The organism is Rhodopseudomonas telluris (assembly GCF_042432815.1).
Taxonomy (GTDB): Bacteria; Pseudomonadota; Alphaproteobacteria; order Rhizobiales; family Xanthobacteraceae; genus Rhodopseudomonas; species Rhodopseudomonas telluris.
Genome location: NZ_JBHLWM010000004.1, coordinates 120,104 through 136,295, shown reverse-complemented (window position 1 = coordinate 136,295; position 16,192 = coordinate 120,104). Strand labels below are relative to the sequence as shown.

At 67.5% G+C, this 16,192-nt stretch carries 13 protein-coding genes; 4 read left to right on the top strand and 9 right to left on the bottom strand.

Annotation, left to right across the window (positions count from 1 at the left end; genetic code table 11):
- Window positions 1-44 precede the first annotated feature (44 nt).
- Window positions 45-1,271 carry an MFS transporter gene (locus tag ACFFJ6_RS10525; protein WP_378387718.1) on the bottom strand — a complete coding sequence of 409 codons (1,227 nt, stop codon included), beginning with the start codon at window positions 1,269-1,271 and terminating at the stop codon, window positions 45-47.
- A 398-nt stretch (window positions 1,272-1,669) separates the two neighbouring features.
- Between ACFFJ6_RS10525 and ACFFJ6_RS10520 the strand changes: the two genes are divergently transcribed.
- From ACFFJ6_RS10520 to ACFFJ6_RS10505, 4 genes are all read left to right on the top strand, one after another.
- Window positions 1,670-2,323, top strand: coding sequence for an ABC transporter ATP-binding protein (locus tag ACFFJ6_RS10520; protein ID WP_378387304.1), 654 nt, complete (start codon window positions 1,670-1,672; stop codon window positions 2,321-2,323).
- Entirely contained in the window at window positions 2,320-4,785 is a 2,466-nt protein-coding gene (locus tag ACFFJ6_RS10515) for an ABC transporter permease (protein WP_378387302.1), read from the top strand. Before ACFFJ6_RS10520 ends, ACFFJ6_RS10515 begins: the two co-directional genes overlap by 4 nt.
- Window positions 4,775-5,857, top strand: a complete 1,083-nt coding sequence (locus ACFFJ6_RS10510; RefSeq protein ID WP_378387300.1) for a lipocalin-like domain-containing protein — start codon at window positions 4,775-4,777, stop codon at window positions 5,855-5,857. The genes ACFFJ6_RS10515 and ACFFJ6_RS10510 overlap by 11 nt, the downstream gene beginning before the upstream one ends.
- Before the next feature lie 67 nt (window positions 5,858-5,924).
- A complete protein-coding gene (locus ACFFJ6_RS10505) occupies window positions 5,925-6,317 on the top strand; it encodes an MAPEG family protein (RefSeq protein ID WP_378387298.1) in 393 nt (130 codons plus the stop codon).
- Window positions 6,318-6,625: 308 nt separating this feature from the next.
- Here the strand turns inward: ACFFJ6_RS10505 and ACFFJ6_RS10500 are convergent, their stop codons facing one another.
- From ACFFJ6_RS10500 to mtnA, 8 genes are all read right to left on the bottom strand, one after another.
- Window positions 6,626-7,819 (bottom strand): ABC transporter substrate-binding protein, encoded by a 1,194-nt coding sequence (locus tag ACFFJ6_RS10500; protein WP_378387296.1) that lies wholly within the window; start codon window positions 7,817-7,819, stop codon window positions 6,626-6,628.
- A gap of 101 nt (window positions 7,820-7,920) precedes the next feature.
- Window positions 7,921-9,609 carry an outer membrane beta-barrel protein gene (locus tag ACFFJ6_RS10495; RefSeq protein WP_378387294.1) on the bottom strand — a complete coding sequence of 563 codons (1,689 nt, stop codon included), beginning with the start codon at window positions 9,607-9,609 and terminating at the stop codon, window positions 7,921-7,923.
- Window positions 9,610-9,697: 88 nt separating this feature from the next.
- Window positions 9,698-11,584, bottom strand: a complete 1,887-nt coding sequence (gene htpG, locus ACFFJ6_RS10490; protein ID WP_378387292.1) for a molecular chaperone HtpG — start codon at window positions 11,582-11,584, stop codon at window positions 9,698-9,700.
- Window positions 11,585-11,877: 293 nt separating this feature from the next.
- Complete coding sequence (locus tag ACFFJ6_RS10485; protein WP_378387290.1) at window positions 11,878-13,239, bottom strand: sensor histidine kinase; 1,362 nt, start codon at window positions 13,237-13,239, stop codon at window positions 11,878-11,880.
- Entirely contained in the window at window positions 13,236-13,901 is a 666-nt protein-coding gene (locus tag ACFFJ6_RS10480) for a response regulator transcription factor (protein WP_378387288.1), read from the bottom strand. Before ACFFJ6_RS10480 ends, ACFFJ6_RS10485 begins: the two co-directional genes overlap by 4 nt.
- Window positions 13,901-14,227 carry a PepSY domain-containing protein gene (locus tag ACFFJ6_RS10475; protein ID WP_378387286.1) on the bottom strand — a complete coding sequence of 109 codons (327 nt, stop codon included), beginning with the start codon at window positions 14,225-14,227 and terminating at the stop codon, window positions 13,901-13,903. Before ACFFJ6_RS10475 ends, ACFFJ6_RS10480 begins: the two co-directional genes overlap by 1 nt.
- Before the next feature lie 124 nt (window positions 14,228-14,351).
- Window positions 14,352-14,657: a hypothetical protein gene (locus ACFFJ6_RS10470; RefSeq protein ID WP_378387284.1), complete on the bottom strand. Its 306-nt coding sequence runs from the start codon at window positions 14,655-14,657 to the stop codon at window positions 14,352-14,354.
- A 288-nt stretch (window positions 14,658-14,945) separates the two neighbouring features.
- Window positions 14,946-16,067, bottom strand: coding sequence for an S-methyl-5-thioribose-1-phosphate isomerase (gene mtnA / locus ACFFJ6_RS10465; RefSeq protein WP_378387282.1), 1,122 nt, complete (start codon window positions 16,065-16,067; stop codon window positions 14,946-14,948).
- Window positions 16,068-16,192: the final 125 nt, after the last annotated feature.

Here is a 16,192-nt window from a genome sequence, read left to right as displayed (position 1 = left end):
CGTGGATGCCCGGGACAAGCCCGGGCAAGACGGAGGCTTGCGAACTACGCCGGCTTGCGCAGCCCGAGCGCCGTCGGCTCCGCAGCGTTCAGCAGCCGCGCACGCTCCGTGTTCGGCCACAGCAGCAGCAGGCCGAGCAGGCCGGAGGCGATCAGCACCGCGCCGTTGATCATGTAGCCGGTCAGATAGCCGTCGTTCACGTTGGCGGCGGTCTGCACCACGCTGCCCATCACCAGCGGCGCGACGACGCCGGCCAGCGTGTACAGCGCGCCGTAGATCGCGATCGCGGCGCCGCGCTGCGCCACCGGGGTGAACTCGGCGATCATCGGCGGACACACCACGTAGATCGACCCGCATAGCCCGGCACCGACCACCAGCGCGGCGATCAGCGCCGCCGGGCTGTGCAGCAGCGGCATCGACAGCAGGATCACGCCGCCGACCACCAGCGGCGCCGCGCCGAGCACGCCGCGCGCCCGACGTGTCGAGACGCCGCGCGCCATCAGCGTCTGCGACAGCCAGCCGGTGAACAGCACCATCGCGGCGCCGAACACCCAGGGCGTGACCGAGATCAGGCCGGCGTCGTGCTGGCTGAAGCCGAGGCCGGTGACGATGTAGGTGGTGAACCAGGTCAGCCCGAGCGACAGCGCCCAATAGGCCCCGAAGGTCGCGGCGACGCAGCCGACGAAGGTCCGCGACGTCAGCAGCCGCGCATAGGGAATCCGCGTCTCGGCCGCGGCCATCGCGGCGGTCGGCACCAGCGGGCCTTCCTTGCCGAGCGCCAGCCACGCCGCCGCCCACATCAGCCCGACGAGGCCGAGCGCACCGAATGCGTAGTGCCAGGAGTGATCGACGATGATCCAGTTCAGCGCCGGCACCGCGAGGATCACGCCGAACGCCGAACCCTGTGACAGGATCGCGGTCGGCAGCGTGCGCTTGTGATCGGGAAACCACTTGTAGATCGCATGCGCCGCGACCGAGAACGCCGGCCCCTCGCCGGCGCCGAGAATGATGCGGCAAATCAGCAGCGTGGCGAAACTCACTTCGCCGACCATCGGGAATTGCGCCACCGCCCAGATCAGCGCCAGCACCAGCACCACCCAGCGCGTGTCGATGCGATTGACCACGAAGCCGACCACGATGGCGGAGATCGAGAACAGAAAGAAGAACGACGACCCGAGCAGACCGAACTGCTCCGGCGTCAGCCGCATGTCGCGTGTGATCGGCACGCCGGCGAGGCCGACCACGATCTTGTCGGCGAAGTTGACGATCATGAACAGGAACAGCAGGAAGGTGATCTTCCAGGCGCCTTTCGGCGTCGAACGTTCATGCACGTGCGGCCTCCCAGTCCTGCGTTCTGACGCGCTGTTATTGTCCGCATCTCTTGCGAGACTGTTTCAATGCTGCCGCCGATTGCGTGCGATTGCAATCAAACTGAGGCCATTTGGTCGCAGCCGCGGCCGACGAACCGCGTTGCGCTGCAAACAAACCATCCGGCGGAGCGTTGAGCCGGCGCCGCCGCGTCCCCATATCGGGCTGGATAGTTCTGCAGGATGTTCAGCATGATCGGTTCGACGATGCGTGGCCTGCGCCGCGGTGTTGCGGCGCCCCCGGGCCACGTTGCGGCGCGGCGCGGGGTCCGTTCGATGCAAGCCGGTGGGCGTGCCGGCACATGCTGACAGTCTCCGGCCTGACCAAATCCTATCGCTCCGGGCAGGACAGCGTCGCGGTGCTGCGCGGCGTCGACTTCGCGCTCGCGGCCGGCGAGAGCGTGGCGCTGACCGGCGAATCCGGCAGCGGCAAGAGCACGCTGCTGCATCTGATCGCCGGCCTCGACCAGCCCGACGGCGGCACCATCCGGTTCGGCGAGTCGGACATCGCGCGACTCTCCGATGCCGAACGCGCCGCGTTTCGCCGCGACCGGCTCGGCCTGGTGTTTCAGCAGTTCAACCTGATCCCCAGCCTCACCGTCACCGACAATCTCGCCTTCCAGTCCCGGCTCGCCGGCCGCCATGACGCGGCGTGGCAGGCCGAACTGATCGAACGGCTCGGCCTCGGCGCATTGTTGAAGCGCTATCCCGAACAACTCTCGGGCGGCCAGCAGCAGCGCGTCGCGATCGGCCGGGCGCTGGCGGTGAAGCCGGTGCTGCTGCTCGCCGACGAGCCGACCGGCAATCTCGACGAGGACACCGCCGACGGCGTGCTTGCGCTGGCGACCGACCTCGTTCGCCGCACCGGCTGCGGCTTCCTGATGGTGACGCACAGCGAACGGCTCGCCGGCATGCTGGACCGCCGCGTCCATCTGCATGCGGGGCTGATCCGGTGAGACGCGCGCTGTGGATTCTCGCGGTGCTGCTCAGCCACTGGCGGCGGCACAAGCTGCAATTCGCCACGCTGCTGATCGGCCTGATCTCGGCGACCGCGCTGTGGAGCGGCGTGCAGGCGCTGAACGCGCAGGCCCGCACCAGCTACGACCGCGCCGCGGCGACGCTCGGCGGCGCCCGCACCGCGACTCTCGTCGCACCGAACGCTGATCACTTCCCACAAAAGCTATTCGTCGATCTGCGCCGCGCCGGCTGGGCGGTGTCGCCCGTGGTCGAAGGCCAGGTCCGGCTCGGCGGCCGCACGCTGCGGCTCACCGGCATCGAGCCGCTGTCGCTGCCAGTCGAAGCCAGCACCGCACCGGCGATCGGCACCGCCAATCTGCAGGGCTTCATCCTGCCGCCGGGCCAGACGTTGATCTCGCCGGACACGATGCGCGAACTGCAACTCAGCGAAGGCGCAACGCCGACGCTCAGCAATGGCGGCAAGCTGCCGCCGCTCAAGCCGCAGCCGGAGATCGCGCCGGGCGTGCTGGTGACCGACATCGGCTTCGCGCAGCCGCTGCTCGGCCTGCAGGATAAAGTGTCGCGGCTGCTGATCGGTACCAAGGCTGGCGGCGCGCGCACGCCGCTGCACGATGTGGTCGGCGATCAGCTCAAGCGGGTCGAGCCCAACACCGAAACCGATCTCGAGCGGCTGACCGACAGCTTTCATCTCAACCTCACCGCGTTCGGCCTGCTGTCGTTTCTGGTCGGGCTGTTCATCGTCAATTCGGCGATCGGGCTCGCCTTCGAGCAGCGCCGGCCGACGCTGCGGACGCTGCGCGCCTGCGGCGCCTCGGCGCGGTTGCTCAACAGCGTGATGGTGATCGAACTGACGCTGATCGCACTTGTCGCCGGGCTGATCGGTTTGGTCTGCGGTTACTTCATCGCCGCGACGCTGCTGCCGGATGTCGCCGCCAGCCTGCGCGGCCTGTACGGCGCGCAGATTCCCGGCGAATTGTCACTGAAGCCACAATGGTGGCTGGCCGGCATCGCCATCAGCATTCTCGGCGCGCTCGCGGCGGCAGCGGCCAGCCTGATCAAGGCGGCGCGCATGCCGGTGCTGGCCGCCGCACAAGCCTTCGCCTGGCAGCAGGCGCAGCAGCGCTGGCTGCTGATCCAGGGCAGCGTCGCCGTGCTGGTGTTCGTCGCGGCGGCGGGCTTCCTGATCTTCGGCGACTCGCTGGTGTCGGGCTTCGCGGTGCTGGCCGCGATCCTGCTCGGCGCAGCGCTTGGACTGCCGGCGGTGCTCGGGCTGGTGCTGGCGCTCGGTGAGCGCGCCTCATACCGGCCGCTGGCAAAGTGGTTCTGGGCCGATAACCGGCTGCAGCTCTCCGGACTGTCGCTCGCCCTGATGGCGCTGCTGCTGGCGCTCGGCGTCAATGTCGGCGTCGGCACCATGGTGGAGAGCTTCAGCCGCACATTCGTGCGCTGGCTCGACGGACGGCTCGCCGCCGAAGTCTATCTCAACGCCGCGAACGACCAACAGGCTGGCGAGATCAAGGCCTGGCTGAAGCAACGTCCCGAAGTCACCGCGCTGCTGCCCGGCGCACGCGCCGAGGTGAAGCTCGGCGGCTGGCCGGCCGAGATCATCGGCTTCGCCGACGATCCGACCTATCGGGACAACTGGCCGCTGCTCGAACGGAGCCCCGATGTCTGGGACGCGGTCGCGCGCGGCGATGGCGCGATGATCAGCGAGCAATTGTCGCGGCGGATGAAGCTGTCGCTCGGCGACCGCATCGACGTTCCGACCGGCAGGGGCGCCTGGCCGCTGCGCGTCGCCGCGATCTACGCGGACTATGGCAATCCGCGCGGCCAGATCGGCGTCGATTATCAGGCGCTGATCGCGCACTTTCCCGACGTGGCGCAGACACGGTTCGGCCTGCGGGTCGATCCCGCCCGGGTGCCGGCGCTGGTGGACGATCTGCGCGCCACCTTCCGGCTCGACAATCGCAGCCTCGCCGATCAGGCGACGCTCAAGACCGAGTCCAAGCGGATCTTCAACCGCACCTTCGCGGTGACCACGGCGCTGAACGCCTTCACGCTCGGCATCGCCGGCGTTGCGCTGCTCACCAGCCTGCTGACGCTCGGCAATTCGCGGCTGCCGCAGGTCGCGCCGCTGTGGGCGATCGGCATCAGCCGGCGCAAGCTCGCGGTCGTCGAGCTGATGAAGACGCTGTCGATGGCGGCGCTGACCGCCGCGCTGGCGCTGCCGCTCGGCCTGCTGGTGGCGTGGTGTCTGATCGCGGTCGTCAACGTCAAGGCGTTCGGCTGGCGGCTGCCGTTCGAAGTGTTTCCGTGGGAGCTGCTGAAGCTGCTCGGCGTCGCGCTGCTGGCGTCACTGATCGCCGCGGCGCTGCCGATCCTGAAGCTGCTGCGGATGCAGCCGGCGCGGCTGGTGAAGGTGTTCGCCGATGAGCGCTAACATCTCACGACGCGCCTTCGCAGGCGGCCTGCTGGCCGTCGGACTCGCCGGCTCGCGCGCATGGGCGCAAGGCTTTGCCGGCCTCGGCAGCGAGGCCGGCGGCTTCGCGCCGGTGGTGCCGGCGCGTACGCTGACGTTTCCGCTGGATCACGGCGCGCATCCGGACTTCCGCATCGAGTGGTGGTACCTGACTGCGAACCTCAAGGATGCGGGCGGCAAGGCTTACGGCGTGCAGTCGACGCTGTTTCGCCAGGCGATGACGCCCGGGCCGCAGCGCGACGGCTGGGCCAATCAGCAGGTGTGGATGGCGCACGCCGCGCTGACGAGCGCGCAGACGCATCGCTTCGCCGAGAAGTTTTCCCGCGGCGGAATCGGCCAGGCGGGCGTCACCGCATCGCCGTTCAACGCCGGCATCGACGATTGGGCGCTGCGCGGCGGCGACGCCATGGACGCCGCGACCTTGTCGCCGCTCGACGTCACCGCGGCGGGCTCCGATTTCGCCTACCGGCTGCGGCTGACGGCCGACCGCCCGCTGGTGCTGCAGGGCGACGCCGGCTACTCGCGCAAATCCGAGCGCGGCCAGGCGTCGTATTACTACAGCCAGCCTTACTTCACAGCGCGCGGCACGCTGACGCTGGACGGCAAGCCGGTCGAGGTCAGCGGCATCGCCTGGATGGACCGCGAATTCTCCAGCCAGCCGCTCGCCTCCGACCAGACCGGCTGGGACTGGTTCTCGCTGCATCTGACGTCCGGCGAGAAGGTGATGCTGTTCCGGCTGCGGCAGAGCGATGGCGGGCATTACTTCGCCGGCAACTGGATCGGCGTCGATGGCCGCTCCGAACAACTCGCGCCCGACGCGATCGCGCTGGAGCCGCTCGGCACCACGGAGACCGCCGGCCGCAAGCTGCCGACGCGCTGGCGGGTCAGCGTGCCGGGCCACGGCCTTGCGATCGAGACCACGCCGCTCAATCCGACCAGTTGGATGGGCACCAGCTTCCCGTATTGGGAAGGGCCGATCAGCTTCAGCGGCAGCCAGAGCGGCATCGGCTATCTTGAGATGACCGGCTATTGAGTTCAAGCTGTGCAAATAACCGGCGGATCAGCCGGAGCGAAGAACGCAGAGACCTGGGAGGTCCGGGATGTTTTACTACACCACGATCGCGACCCTGCTGGCGGTGATGTTCTATTTCTACACGACCCTGCAGGTCGCCCGCGCCCGCGGGGTCTATGGCGTCAAGGCGCCCGCCACGACCGGCAATCCGGACTTCGAGCGCGTCTTCCGCGTGCAGGCCAATACGCTGGAGTGGATGCCGATCTTCCTGCCGTCGCTGTGGCTGTTCGCCTATTATCTCAGCGACCTGTTCGCGGCCCTGCTGGGCGGCGTGTGGATCATCGGCCGGATCATGTACCTGATCGGCTATTCGGAAGCGGCGCCGAAGCGCGGCGCCGGCTTCGCCGTCCAGATGGTCGCCGCCGCAGGCCTCTGGGGCGGCGCAGTCTACGGCGTCGTGCATCGGATGCTGGGCGCGTGACCCGAGCACATCGCGCCCCCTCTCCCGCTTGCGGGAGAGGGCTGGGGTGAGGGCGCCCCAGGCAGTGAGTCAGCGATGCGCGGAGAGGAGTACCCTCACCCGAATCGCTGCGCTCAGATCTTTGGATCACGGCGTAGGAATTGTCTGATCTGAAGGCTCTCCGTCATTGCGAGGAGCGAAGCGACGAAGCAATCCAGCTCCACATGCGGCGCGCTGGATTGCTTCGCTTCGCTCGCAATGACGAAAGGCAAAGGCCGGCACCCTTGTGGAGCGCCGGCCTCGATTGGATCTGAACTAAGCGAAAGCGCTTACTTCGTCAGCGGGCAGCCGCTGTCCTTGGCGGCGGGGAAGGCCTGGTTGCCGGGGACGACGGCGAGTTGCTTGTAGTAGTCCCAGGGCTTCTTGGACTCGTCCGGCTTCTTGACCTCGAACAGATACATGTCGTGGACGAAGCGGCCGTTGGCCTGGACGTTGCCCTTGGCGAAGGCGTCGTCGACTGGCAGTTCCTTCAGCTTATTGGCCACCGCCTCGGTGTCCTTGCTGCCGGCGGCCTTCACGGCCTTGAGGTAGGACAGCGTCGCCGAATAGGTGCCGGCCTGGATCATGCTCGGCATCCGCTGGGTGCGCTTGAAGTAACGCTCGGCGAATTCGCGGGACTTGTCGTCGCGATCCCAATAATACGCCTCGGTCAGCACCAGTCCTTGCGCGGCCTTGAGTCCGAGGCCGTGCACTTCGGCCAGCGTCATCAGCAGGCCGGCCATCTTCTGGCCGCCGGCGACGATGCCGAATTCCGCCGCCTGCTTGATGGCGTTGGCGGTGTCGAGGCCGGCATTGGCGAGGCCGACGACCTTGGCCTTGGAGGCCTGCGCCTGCAGCAGGAAGGACGAGAAGTCCGACGAGTTCAGCGGGTGACGCACCGAGCCGAGCACCTTGCCGCCATTGGCCTGCACGATCTCGCTGGTGTCCTTCTCCAGCGAATAGCCGAACGCGTAGTCGGCGGTGAGGAAGAACCATGTGTCGCCGCCGGCCTTCACCAGCGCGCCGCCGGTGCCGACCGCGAGCGCGCGGGTGTCGAATGCCCAGTGGAAGCCGTAGGGCTGGCAGGCGTCGCCGGTGATGCGCGACGTCGCGGCGCCGACCACGATGTCGATCTTCTTCTTTTCCTTGGCGAGGTCCTGCACCGCCAGCGCCACCGACGAGGTGGTGAGCTCGGTGATCATGTCGACGCCGTCGACGTCGAACCATTTGCGCGCGATCGTCACCGCGGTGTCGGGCTTGTTCTGGTGATCCGCCGAAACGATCTCGATCTTCTGGCCGAGCACCTCGCCGCCGAAGTCCTCGACTGCCATCTTGGCGGCCTCGACCGAGCCCTTGCCGCCGTAATCGGCATAGACGCCGGACTGATCGTTGAGGATGCCGATCTTGACGCCTTCCGCCGCGGCCGGAGCGACGGCGATCAGGGCGGTGGTGGCGAGCGCGACGGAGAACAGTTTGAAGTTCATACGAGAGTGCCTCCCAGCTTTTTGGTTGGGCGCACCCTATTCAAGAAGCCGGCAGCCGACCAGCGGATTTTTTGCCGTGCGGAACTGGTCCGCCGCGCCGACTACTTCAAACTGTCAAACTTGTAGGCCGCCTGCAGAAAGGTTCCATACCGCTCCGTGCGGACCGGCAGGGTCTGACACGGACAGGCCGTGCCGAAGATGTTGGTATAGGCGTCCGTCGTCGCCCACATCGCCCAATACCGCGCACCTGCGCCGAGGCTGAAGGCGTTGCTGAACTGGTAGGACAGGATCGCTTCGAGCTGCACACCCTGCCCGGTCGCGCGCTCCGGCGACAGCGTATTGCTCACATCCCGGCGTAGCACGTGATTGTCTTCGCCGAAGAACTTCACATACGGCAGATAGGCAGCATCCGCCGACAGCTTGACGCCGCGACCGAGCGCCACCTCGCCGTTGAGACCGACGCGCAGCGAATGCCAGGTATCGTTCTCGGTGATCGCCAGCACGCTGTTCGGGATCGGCGAGCCGCAGGCCGCCGACGCCAAGGGACCCGCATTCTGCACGCAGCCATAGGCCGCCTTCGCCTCGCGATAATAGTTGTAGCCGACGAAGCCGCCGAACTTGTAGCCGGGACCGCGGAGCAGATCGTACCCGGCGTCGAGTGTGGCGTAGGCGATGCTGCCCTTGACCGGATCGGACAGCGTGTTCGAGTAAGGGATGCCGTCATTGGCGATCCAGTCCTCGTCGTTCATCCGTCCACTGACCAGCTTGCCGCCGCCGGCGAAGCCTTTCAGGAACAGATCGTGCGGCCCGTCGATCCGGCCAAACAACTCGCCGGACGCAGCATCGGACTGGTAGGTCAGCCGCGAGATCAGCACATTCTGATGGCCCGGATCGGAGCTGTTCCCGAGGTCCTTCTGAAACCGGCCGGCGCTGTACCAGACCCGCCCGCCAATCTCGACCTCGCCGATCGGCGCACGATCGTCGGACTGCGATCCGCGCAGGTGATAATCCTCGAACCGGGCTTCGGTGTCGCCACCGAGCTTGAGGTTGAGGCCGAGCTTCACCGCGTGCAGGTCCTGGCTCACCCGGCTGCTGCCCTGTGGGGTCGGGACCCAACCGCCAACCGCATCCCAGCGGTAGCTGTCAGGCGTCGCCATGTCGCGGCTGCCGAAATTGGCGTAGTTGTATTCGAGCTTCACCGACCACGCCGGAGCCAGCGCAGTCTCGATCCCGGCGCCGGCCGTCCAGCCAAACCGGCCTGCCGTCGCATCGGTCGCGGACTCCAGCGGACTGTTGGCGGCGATGTCGATCCGTTCGGCGAGGAATGCCGCGCCGCCCTTGGCGTAGAGCAGCGTCCGGCCGCCCGGACCGGCCGCAAAACCGGCGCGACCGGTCAGCGTTGCCAGCGCATCCTGCCGCACACGGCAATTCGCCGAGATGAACGCGCCCGATGACGCCAGGCAGGTGTTGGTGCCGTTGGCATTGACGGCGCTGATATCGGCCTCGACGCCGAACACCCAATGCGCACGCTGCAAATTGTAGCCGAGCTGGATGCCGGCGAGCGCCGCCGGACTCCTCACGCTGCCGCCATAGATGCCGGGCCCGGCGCTATCGTCGAAATTCGACGATCCGAAGCTGCCGCCGACATGCACACCCCAATACGGGCCGGTCCAGTTCCAGATGACCGGCGCGGCCGGCGGCAACCGGGAAAGCCGCGGCATGTCCGCCGCCGCAGCGGCTCCGGCCGTGACGACGAAGACGGCGGTCGAAGTAACTACAAGGCGACGCATGAGAGACCACCACTGACCAGCACCAAGATGCCGGTCAGTGTGAGGTCAATCGCTTAAAATTTCGGTAACCCTGTTTGTTAGCTAGTTGCTAACCATGTGCAGAGAGCCCGCGCAGCACCAGCCGGTTGAGCCGGCCGGCGAAGGCGGCCGGATCCTCGGGCAGTTCGCCGTCGAGGATCTGCGCCTGCTCCAGCAGCAGGAACGACAGATCGGTCACCTCGGCCTTGTCGGCCTTGGCGTCCGCCAGCGCCGTGACGAGCGGATGGCCGAGATTGACCTCGAGGATCGGCTTGGCGGCCGCGCCCTTGTTGGCGCGGGCCAGCATCTTCTCGAGTTCGCGATCCGGCCCGAAGCCGCCGGCTACGAGGCACGACGCGCTCGATGTCAGCCGCTGCGACGCCTTGACGTCGGACACGCGCTCGCCGAGCGCATCCTTGATCACCGCGATCACGGTCGCCTCGTCAGCTTTCGCCTCTTCCGGCTTGTCCTCGGCCTTGTCGGCGTCGAGCTTCGGGATCAGGTCGAAATTGATGTCGCCCTGGCTCAGCGACTTCAGCGGCTTGCCGCCGAAATCGAGATGGGCCGAGGTCCAGAACGCATCGACCGGATCGGTCAGCAGCAGCACCTCGATGCCGCGTGCGGTCGCCGATTCCAGCTTCGGGTTCGACTTCAGGCGCTCGATGGAGTCGCCGACCAGATAGTAGATCTCGGTCTGGTTCTCCTTCATCGCCTCGACATATTGCGACAGCGTACGGTTCTCGCCCGCCGTGGTGGTGAAGCGCGCCAGCGACAGCAGCTTCTCGCGGCGTTCGAAATCCTCGTAGATGCCTTCCTTCAGCACCGGGCCGAACGCGTCCCAGATCTTGGCGAACTGTTCGGGCTGTTTTTCGGCGAGGGTTTCGAACTCGCTGATGACCTTGCCGGTGACTGCCTTGCGGATCTGGGCGAGCTGCGGATTGTTCTGCAGCATCTCGCGCGACAGGTTGAGCGGCAGGTCTTCGCTGTCGATCACGCCGCGCAGGAAACGCAGATAGGGCGGCAAGAGATCGGCGTCGGCGGTGATGAAGACGCGGCGCACGTAAAGCTTGACCCGGCCCTTGCGGTCCGGCTCGAACAGGTCGAAAGGCTTGGTGGAGGGCGCAAACAGCATCACCACGTAGGACTGCCGGCCCTCGGCGCGGTAGTGCAGCGTCATCGCCGGATCGTCGAAGGCGTTCGCGACCTGCTGATAGGCCTTCTTGTAGTCCTCCTCGGTCAATTCGGACTTGGAGCGCTGCCACAGCGCGCTGGCCGAGTTGATCTGGCGCGGCTCGCCTTCCTCCGGCACCAGCTCGATCGGAAACTGGATGTTGTCGGAGTACTCGCCGACGATCCGCTCGATCTGATAGGCCTCGAGATATTTCGACGCGTCGGGCTTCAGATGCAGCACGATCTCGGTGCCGCGCTGGACCCGCGCTGCGTCCTCCTCGGAGCCCGGCGCGATCTCGAAGCCGGCGCCGCCCGACGACGTCCAGATCCAGACTTCACCCGAGCCGGCGCGGCGGCTGGTGACGGTGATCTTATCGGCCACCATGAAGGCGGCGTAGAAGCCGACGCCGAACTGGCCGATCAGCCCGGCGCCGTCCTTGGCTTCGGTCAGCTTCGACAGGAAGGACTTGGTGCCGGATTTGGCGATGGTGCCCAGATTGTCGATCAGCTCCTGGCGGTCCATGCCGATGCCGTTGTCGCGCACCGTCAGGGTGTCGGGAGCCTTCTTCGGAATGATCCGGATCTTCGGCTCGCCGCCCTCGGCCATCAGCTCGGGCTTGGAGATCGACTCGTAGCGCAGCTTGTCGAGCGCGTCGGAGGCGTTGGAAATCAGCTCGCGCAGGAAAATATCGGTCTCGGAATAGACCGAATGCACCATGAGATTCAAAAGCTCGGCCACTTCGGCCTGGAACGGCTTCGTCTCGGCGGCGGTATCGATCGTGGTCATGCGGGAAAGCTCGATCCTGAACAAGGGTGACGGGAAAACCCGGATATAGCGCGCGCCGCGATGATGACAAGGCGGGGGATGGCTCGGGCCAACGCTTCGGCAGCGGTGCGAATGTTGCCCCGGACGCCGCCCCACACCACGGCCATCATCACCCGCGAAAGCGGGTGACCCCGTGTCCCAGAGCGACCACGGCGAGCGCACGGCCGACGAGACAGGGCTCTGGGATACTGGGTCGCCCGGTCAAGCCGGGCGATGACCCTGGGGCGGGAGGCGAGCCCCGCGCACCAAAGCAACTACGCCGCGGTCACCGTGCTGCAGCTCGCCTTGAGGCCGCCGAGCTCGGAGCGGGACAGATGGAGCGTCCAGCCATAGGCGTCGAGGACATCCTGGACGATGGCGAGGCCCAGGCCGGCGCCTTCGCCGCGCTGGTCGAGGCGGATGCCGCGGCCGAGCACGGCCGCCGAGGCGTCGGTGTCGAGGCCCTCGCCATCGTCCTCGATGGCGATGCAGAACCCGTCGGCGTCGCAGCTGGTCGCGATCCGGACCCGGCTGCGGGCATGACGGGTGGCATTGTCCAGCAGATTGCCGAGCACTTCGGCGAGATCGGTGCGATCGAGCCGGACCGCCGTGTAGTCGGGAATCTGCATCTGGTAATCGATCCGCGCGCCGGCCGGGGTGCGCGACTGGATCGTCACCAGCGACCGGACCAGCGGCGCCAGATCGACCGGCGCGACCGCACCGCGCCGGACATCGCCGCGCAGCCGGGCGCGCGCCAGTTCGCGGTCGACATGGCGACTCATCGCGGTGCCGACCGCCTCGATGTCGCGGGCCAGCTTGTCCTCACCGCGCCCGCGCAGCCGCGCCGCATCGGCGGCAAGCGCGGCGAGCGGCGTCTTCAGGCCATGGGCGAGATCGGCTGCGCGGTCGCGTGACCGGGCGATCTCGCGCGCCTGCGCCTCCAGCAGCGCGTTGACCTCCTCGACCAGCGGCCGCACTTCGTCCGGCACGGCCTGCGGAAGACGATCGCTGCGGCCGGCGCGGATATCGGCGACGCCCTGGCGCAGCGCCCGCAGCGGTCGCAGGCCAAGCATCACCTGGACCGAGGTGGCGATCGCCAGCACGACGCCGAGAATGCCGAGCGCGACGACGAGGTCGCGCGCGAACGCCTTCCCGGCGGCATCGACGCGCGCCAGGTCGAGCGCGACGGCAGCACGAACCGGCACCGGCTTGCCCCCGATGGTGAGGGTCACCCGGCGCTCGACGATCGACAGCCGGGCGCCGGCCGGCCCCGCGATATCGTGATGGTGCACCTCGCCGGGGCCGGGCTGATCGATCGGCACCGTCAGCCTGTCGTCCCACAGCGAGCGCGAACGCAACAGCTGATCGTGATCGTCGCTGACTTGCCAGTACAGCCCGGACAGCGGCTCGGAGAACCGCGGATCGGTCGGCGGCCGTGCCAACACGAGGTGGCCGTCGGCCTCGACTTCCAGCCCGGCGAGCAGTTGCTTGAGCGAGACTTCGAGATCATCCGCGATGGTGCGGGTGACGTGGCGCTCGAACAGCACCGTCAGGGCGATGCCGGCGACGCTGAGCGCGATCAGGATCGCCGCGGCGCCGCCGGCGATCAGCCGCAGCCGCAGCGAATGCCGCGTCACGTGCCGTCTCCCGGCACGATGTAGCCGAAACCGCGACGCGTCTCGATCAGCTCGGCGCCGAGCTTCTTGCGGACCCGGCCGACCAGCACCTCGATGGCATTGGAATCGTGCGCATCGTCCTGGCCGTAGATGTTCTCATTGAGCTCGAACTGCGACACCACCCGGCCACGATGCAGCATCAGATAGGAGGCGAGCCGATATTCCAGCGGCGACAGCGCCACCGGCACGCCGCGCACCGACACCTGCATCTGCCGCTCGTCGAGCATGACCTCGCCCACCATGATGACCGACGAGGCGTGGCCGACCGAGCGGCGCACAACCGAGCGCAGCCGCGCCAGCAGTTCCTCCATCTGGAAAGGCTTGGGCAAGTAATCGTCGGCGCCGGCGTCGATGCCGTCGACGCGCTCGGCCCAGCTGCCGCGGGCGGTGAGGATCAGCACCGGCGTACGCCGTCCGTTGTCGCGCCAGCGCTTCAGGATGGTGAGACCGTCCAGCCGCGGCAGGCCGAGGTCGAGAATGATCGCCGCGTAGTCCTCGGTGTCGCCGCGAAACCAGGCGTCCTCGCCGTCGGCAACGCATTCGACCACATAGCCCGCGGCGCCGAGCCCGCGCGCGAGATCGGCGGCGATCCGGCGATCGTCCTCGGCGACCAGCACGCGCATCACTTTTCCTTGGTCTTGCGGATCTCGCCGCTCTGCGGATCGACATAGACCTCGAACAGCCGACCCGCCTTGTCGACGACGATGAACTCGTACAGCCACTGGCCGTGATGGCGTTCGATTTCGACGCCGGTAATCTCGCCGGGGAGCTTGTCGCGGACGATGGTCAGCAGTTCGGCGAGCGGGCGGATTTCACCGCGCTGGACGGCAAGCCGCGCCTCGTCATGATCGTGGCGGCCGCCGTGATCGTGCGCCGAAGCAGGCGCGATCACGGCGATCGCCGCCACAACCAACCCGGTCAGCAGCTGGCGGAACCGTGCGTTCGCCAAACCCGTCTCCCCTTGCGTGTCAGGCCTTACCATCGGCGCGCAGGCCTGACGGCTCGCTGACATGGCTCAAACGGCGACCCGAATCAAACTGGGAAAATCAAAGACGGTGGTGGGCGCCGCCCGGCTAGCCGCGGCGGGACAGCAACGGGCGCAGCAGTCCGGCAACCAGGCCGGCGGCGATCAACAGGCCGACGATCGGGATCCACAGCAAGAAGGCGCCGACCAGCAGCACCAGCACCACGGCGATCACGGCGCCGATACCCACCGCCAGCATGAACATCTGCAGCGGGCTGATCCGGCCGACGAAGATCTGCTCGGTGGTGGTCTGGTCGATGAACACCCGCGTGCCGCGCGGGTCGTGGGACTCGCCGGGCGGAATGATCTCCGGTTCGAAACGCGGCCGCTCGGGCTGCCGGGGCTGGTCGGTCATCGTGCACATCCTTCGCCGGAAACGGGCCGGCGCATCGGGCCAAGCATAACCACAACGACGCCGCACGCGAGCGGTTTCCCGCGTGACCTTCAGCCGCGCGGGGCGGCCGGTGCAAATGTTAGGCGTGAGATCCGCCCCAGCCGTCATGCCCGGGCTGATCCCGGGCATCCACGTAACGCATCACCGCGCGGCAAGACGTGGATGGCCGGGCCTTCGCCGCGCCGAAGGGGCTCCGGCCCCGCAGGCGGGACGAGCCCGGCCATGACGGGTTAGGACGGTTAAAAGTGGTCAGGAGGCGGCGAGCTGCCGCTCGCGCACCACCCGCTCCGGGAACGCCGCGGCCAGCGACGCGCGGTCCGGCTTCAGCACGCCGCGCTCGGTGATCAGGCCGGTGACGAGGCGGGACGGGGTGACGTCGAAGCCGTAATTGGCGACATTGGAGCCTTGCGGGACGATCCGCACGGTCTCGATCCGGCCATCGGCGGTGCGCCCGGTCATGTCGGTGACCTCGGCGGCCTCGCGCTGCTCGATCGGGATTTCCTTGACGCCGTCATGGATGGTGAAGTCGATGGTCGGCGACGGCAGCGCGACGTAAAACGGCACCTTGTTGTCGGCCGCCGCCAGCGCTTTCAGATAGGTGCCGATCTTGTTGCAGACGTCGCCGTCCGCGGTGACGCGGTCGGTGCCGACGATGCACAGATCGACCATGCCGTGCTGCATCAGATGGCCGCCGGTGTTGTCCGGGATCACCGTGTGGTCGACGCCGTGATGGCCGAGCTCCCAGGCGGTGAGCGAGGCGCCCTGATTGCGAGGCCGGGTCTCGTCCGCATAGACGTGGATCGGAATGCCTTTGTCGAACGCCTGATAGATCGGCGCGGTCGCGGTGCCCCAGTCGACGGTGGCGAGCCAGCCGGCATTGCAATGGGTCAGCACATTGACGCGCTCGCCCGGCTTCTTGGTGGCGGCAATCGCCTCGATGAGCTTCAACCCGTTGGCGCCGATCGCCTGATTAATGGCGACGTCCTCTTCGGCGATCTCGGCGGCGCGCCGATACGCGGCGACGACGCGGTCGGCCGGCTTCACCGGCACCAGCGCGCGGCGCATCTCGTCGAGCGCCCATTTCAGATTGATCGCGGTCGGGCGAGTCGCAATGAGTTTGGCGTAGGCCTGATCGAGCGCCGCATCGGAAGCGTCTTCGCGCATCGCCAGCGCGATGCCATAGGCCGCCGTCGCCCCGATCAGCGGCGCGCCGCGCACCAGCATCGAGCGGATCGCATCCGCCGCGCGGTCGCAATTGGTGAGCGTGGCGATCACATACTCATGCGGCAACCGCCGCTGATCGATCGCCGCCACGGTCCAGCCATCCGGCTGGAGCCAGATGGAGCGGGTGTGAATGCCGTCAACTTTCATGCTGGTCCTATATCCCGGTTACGGCTTCGGCCGCGATGGCTTCGCGCCATCGACACGCCTGACGTGCCAAGCCAGAAGCAGCGCCGCAACCAGGACCATCGAAGGGACCGCGAGAAGATAGAGCA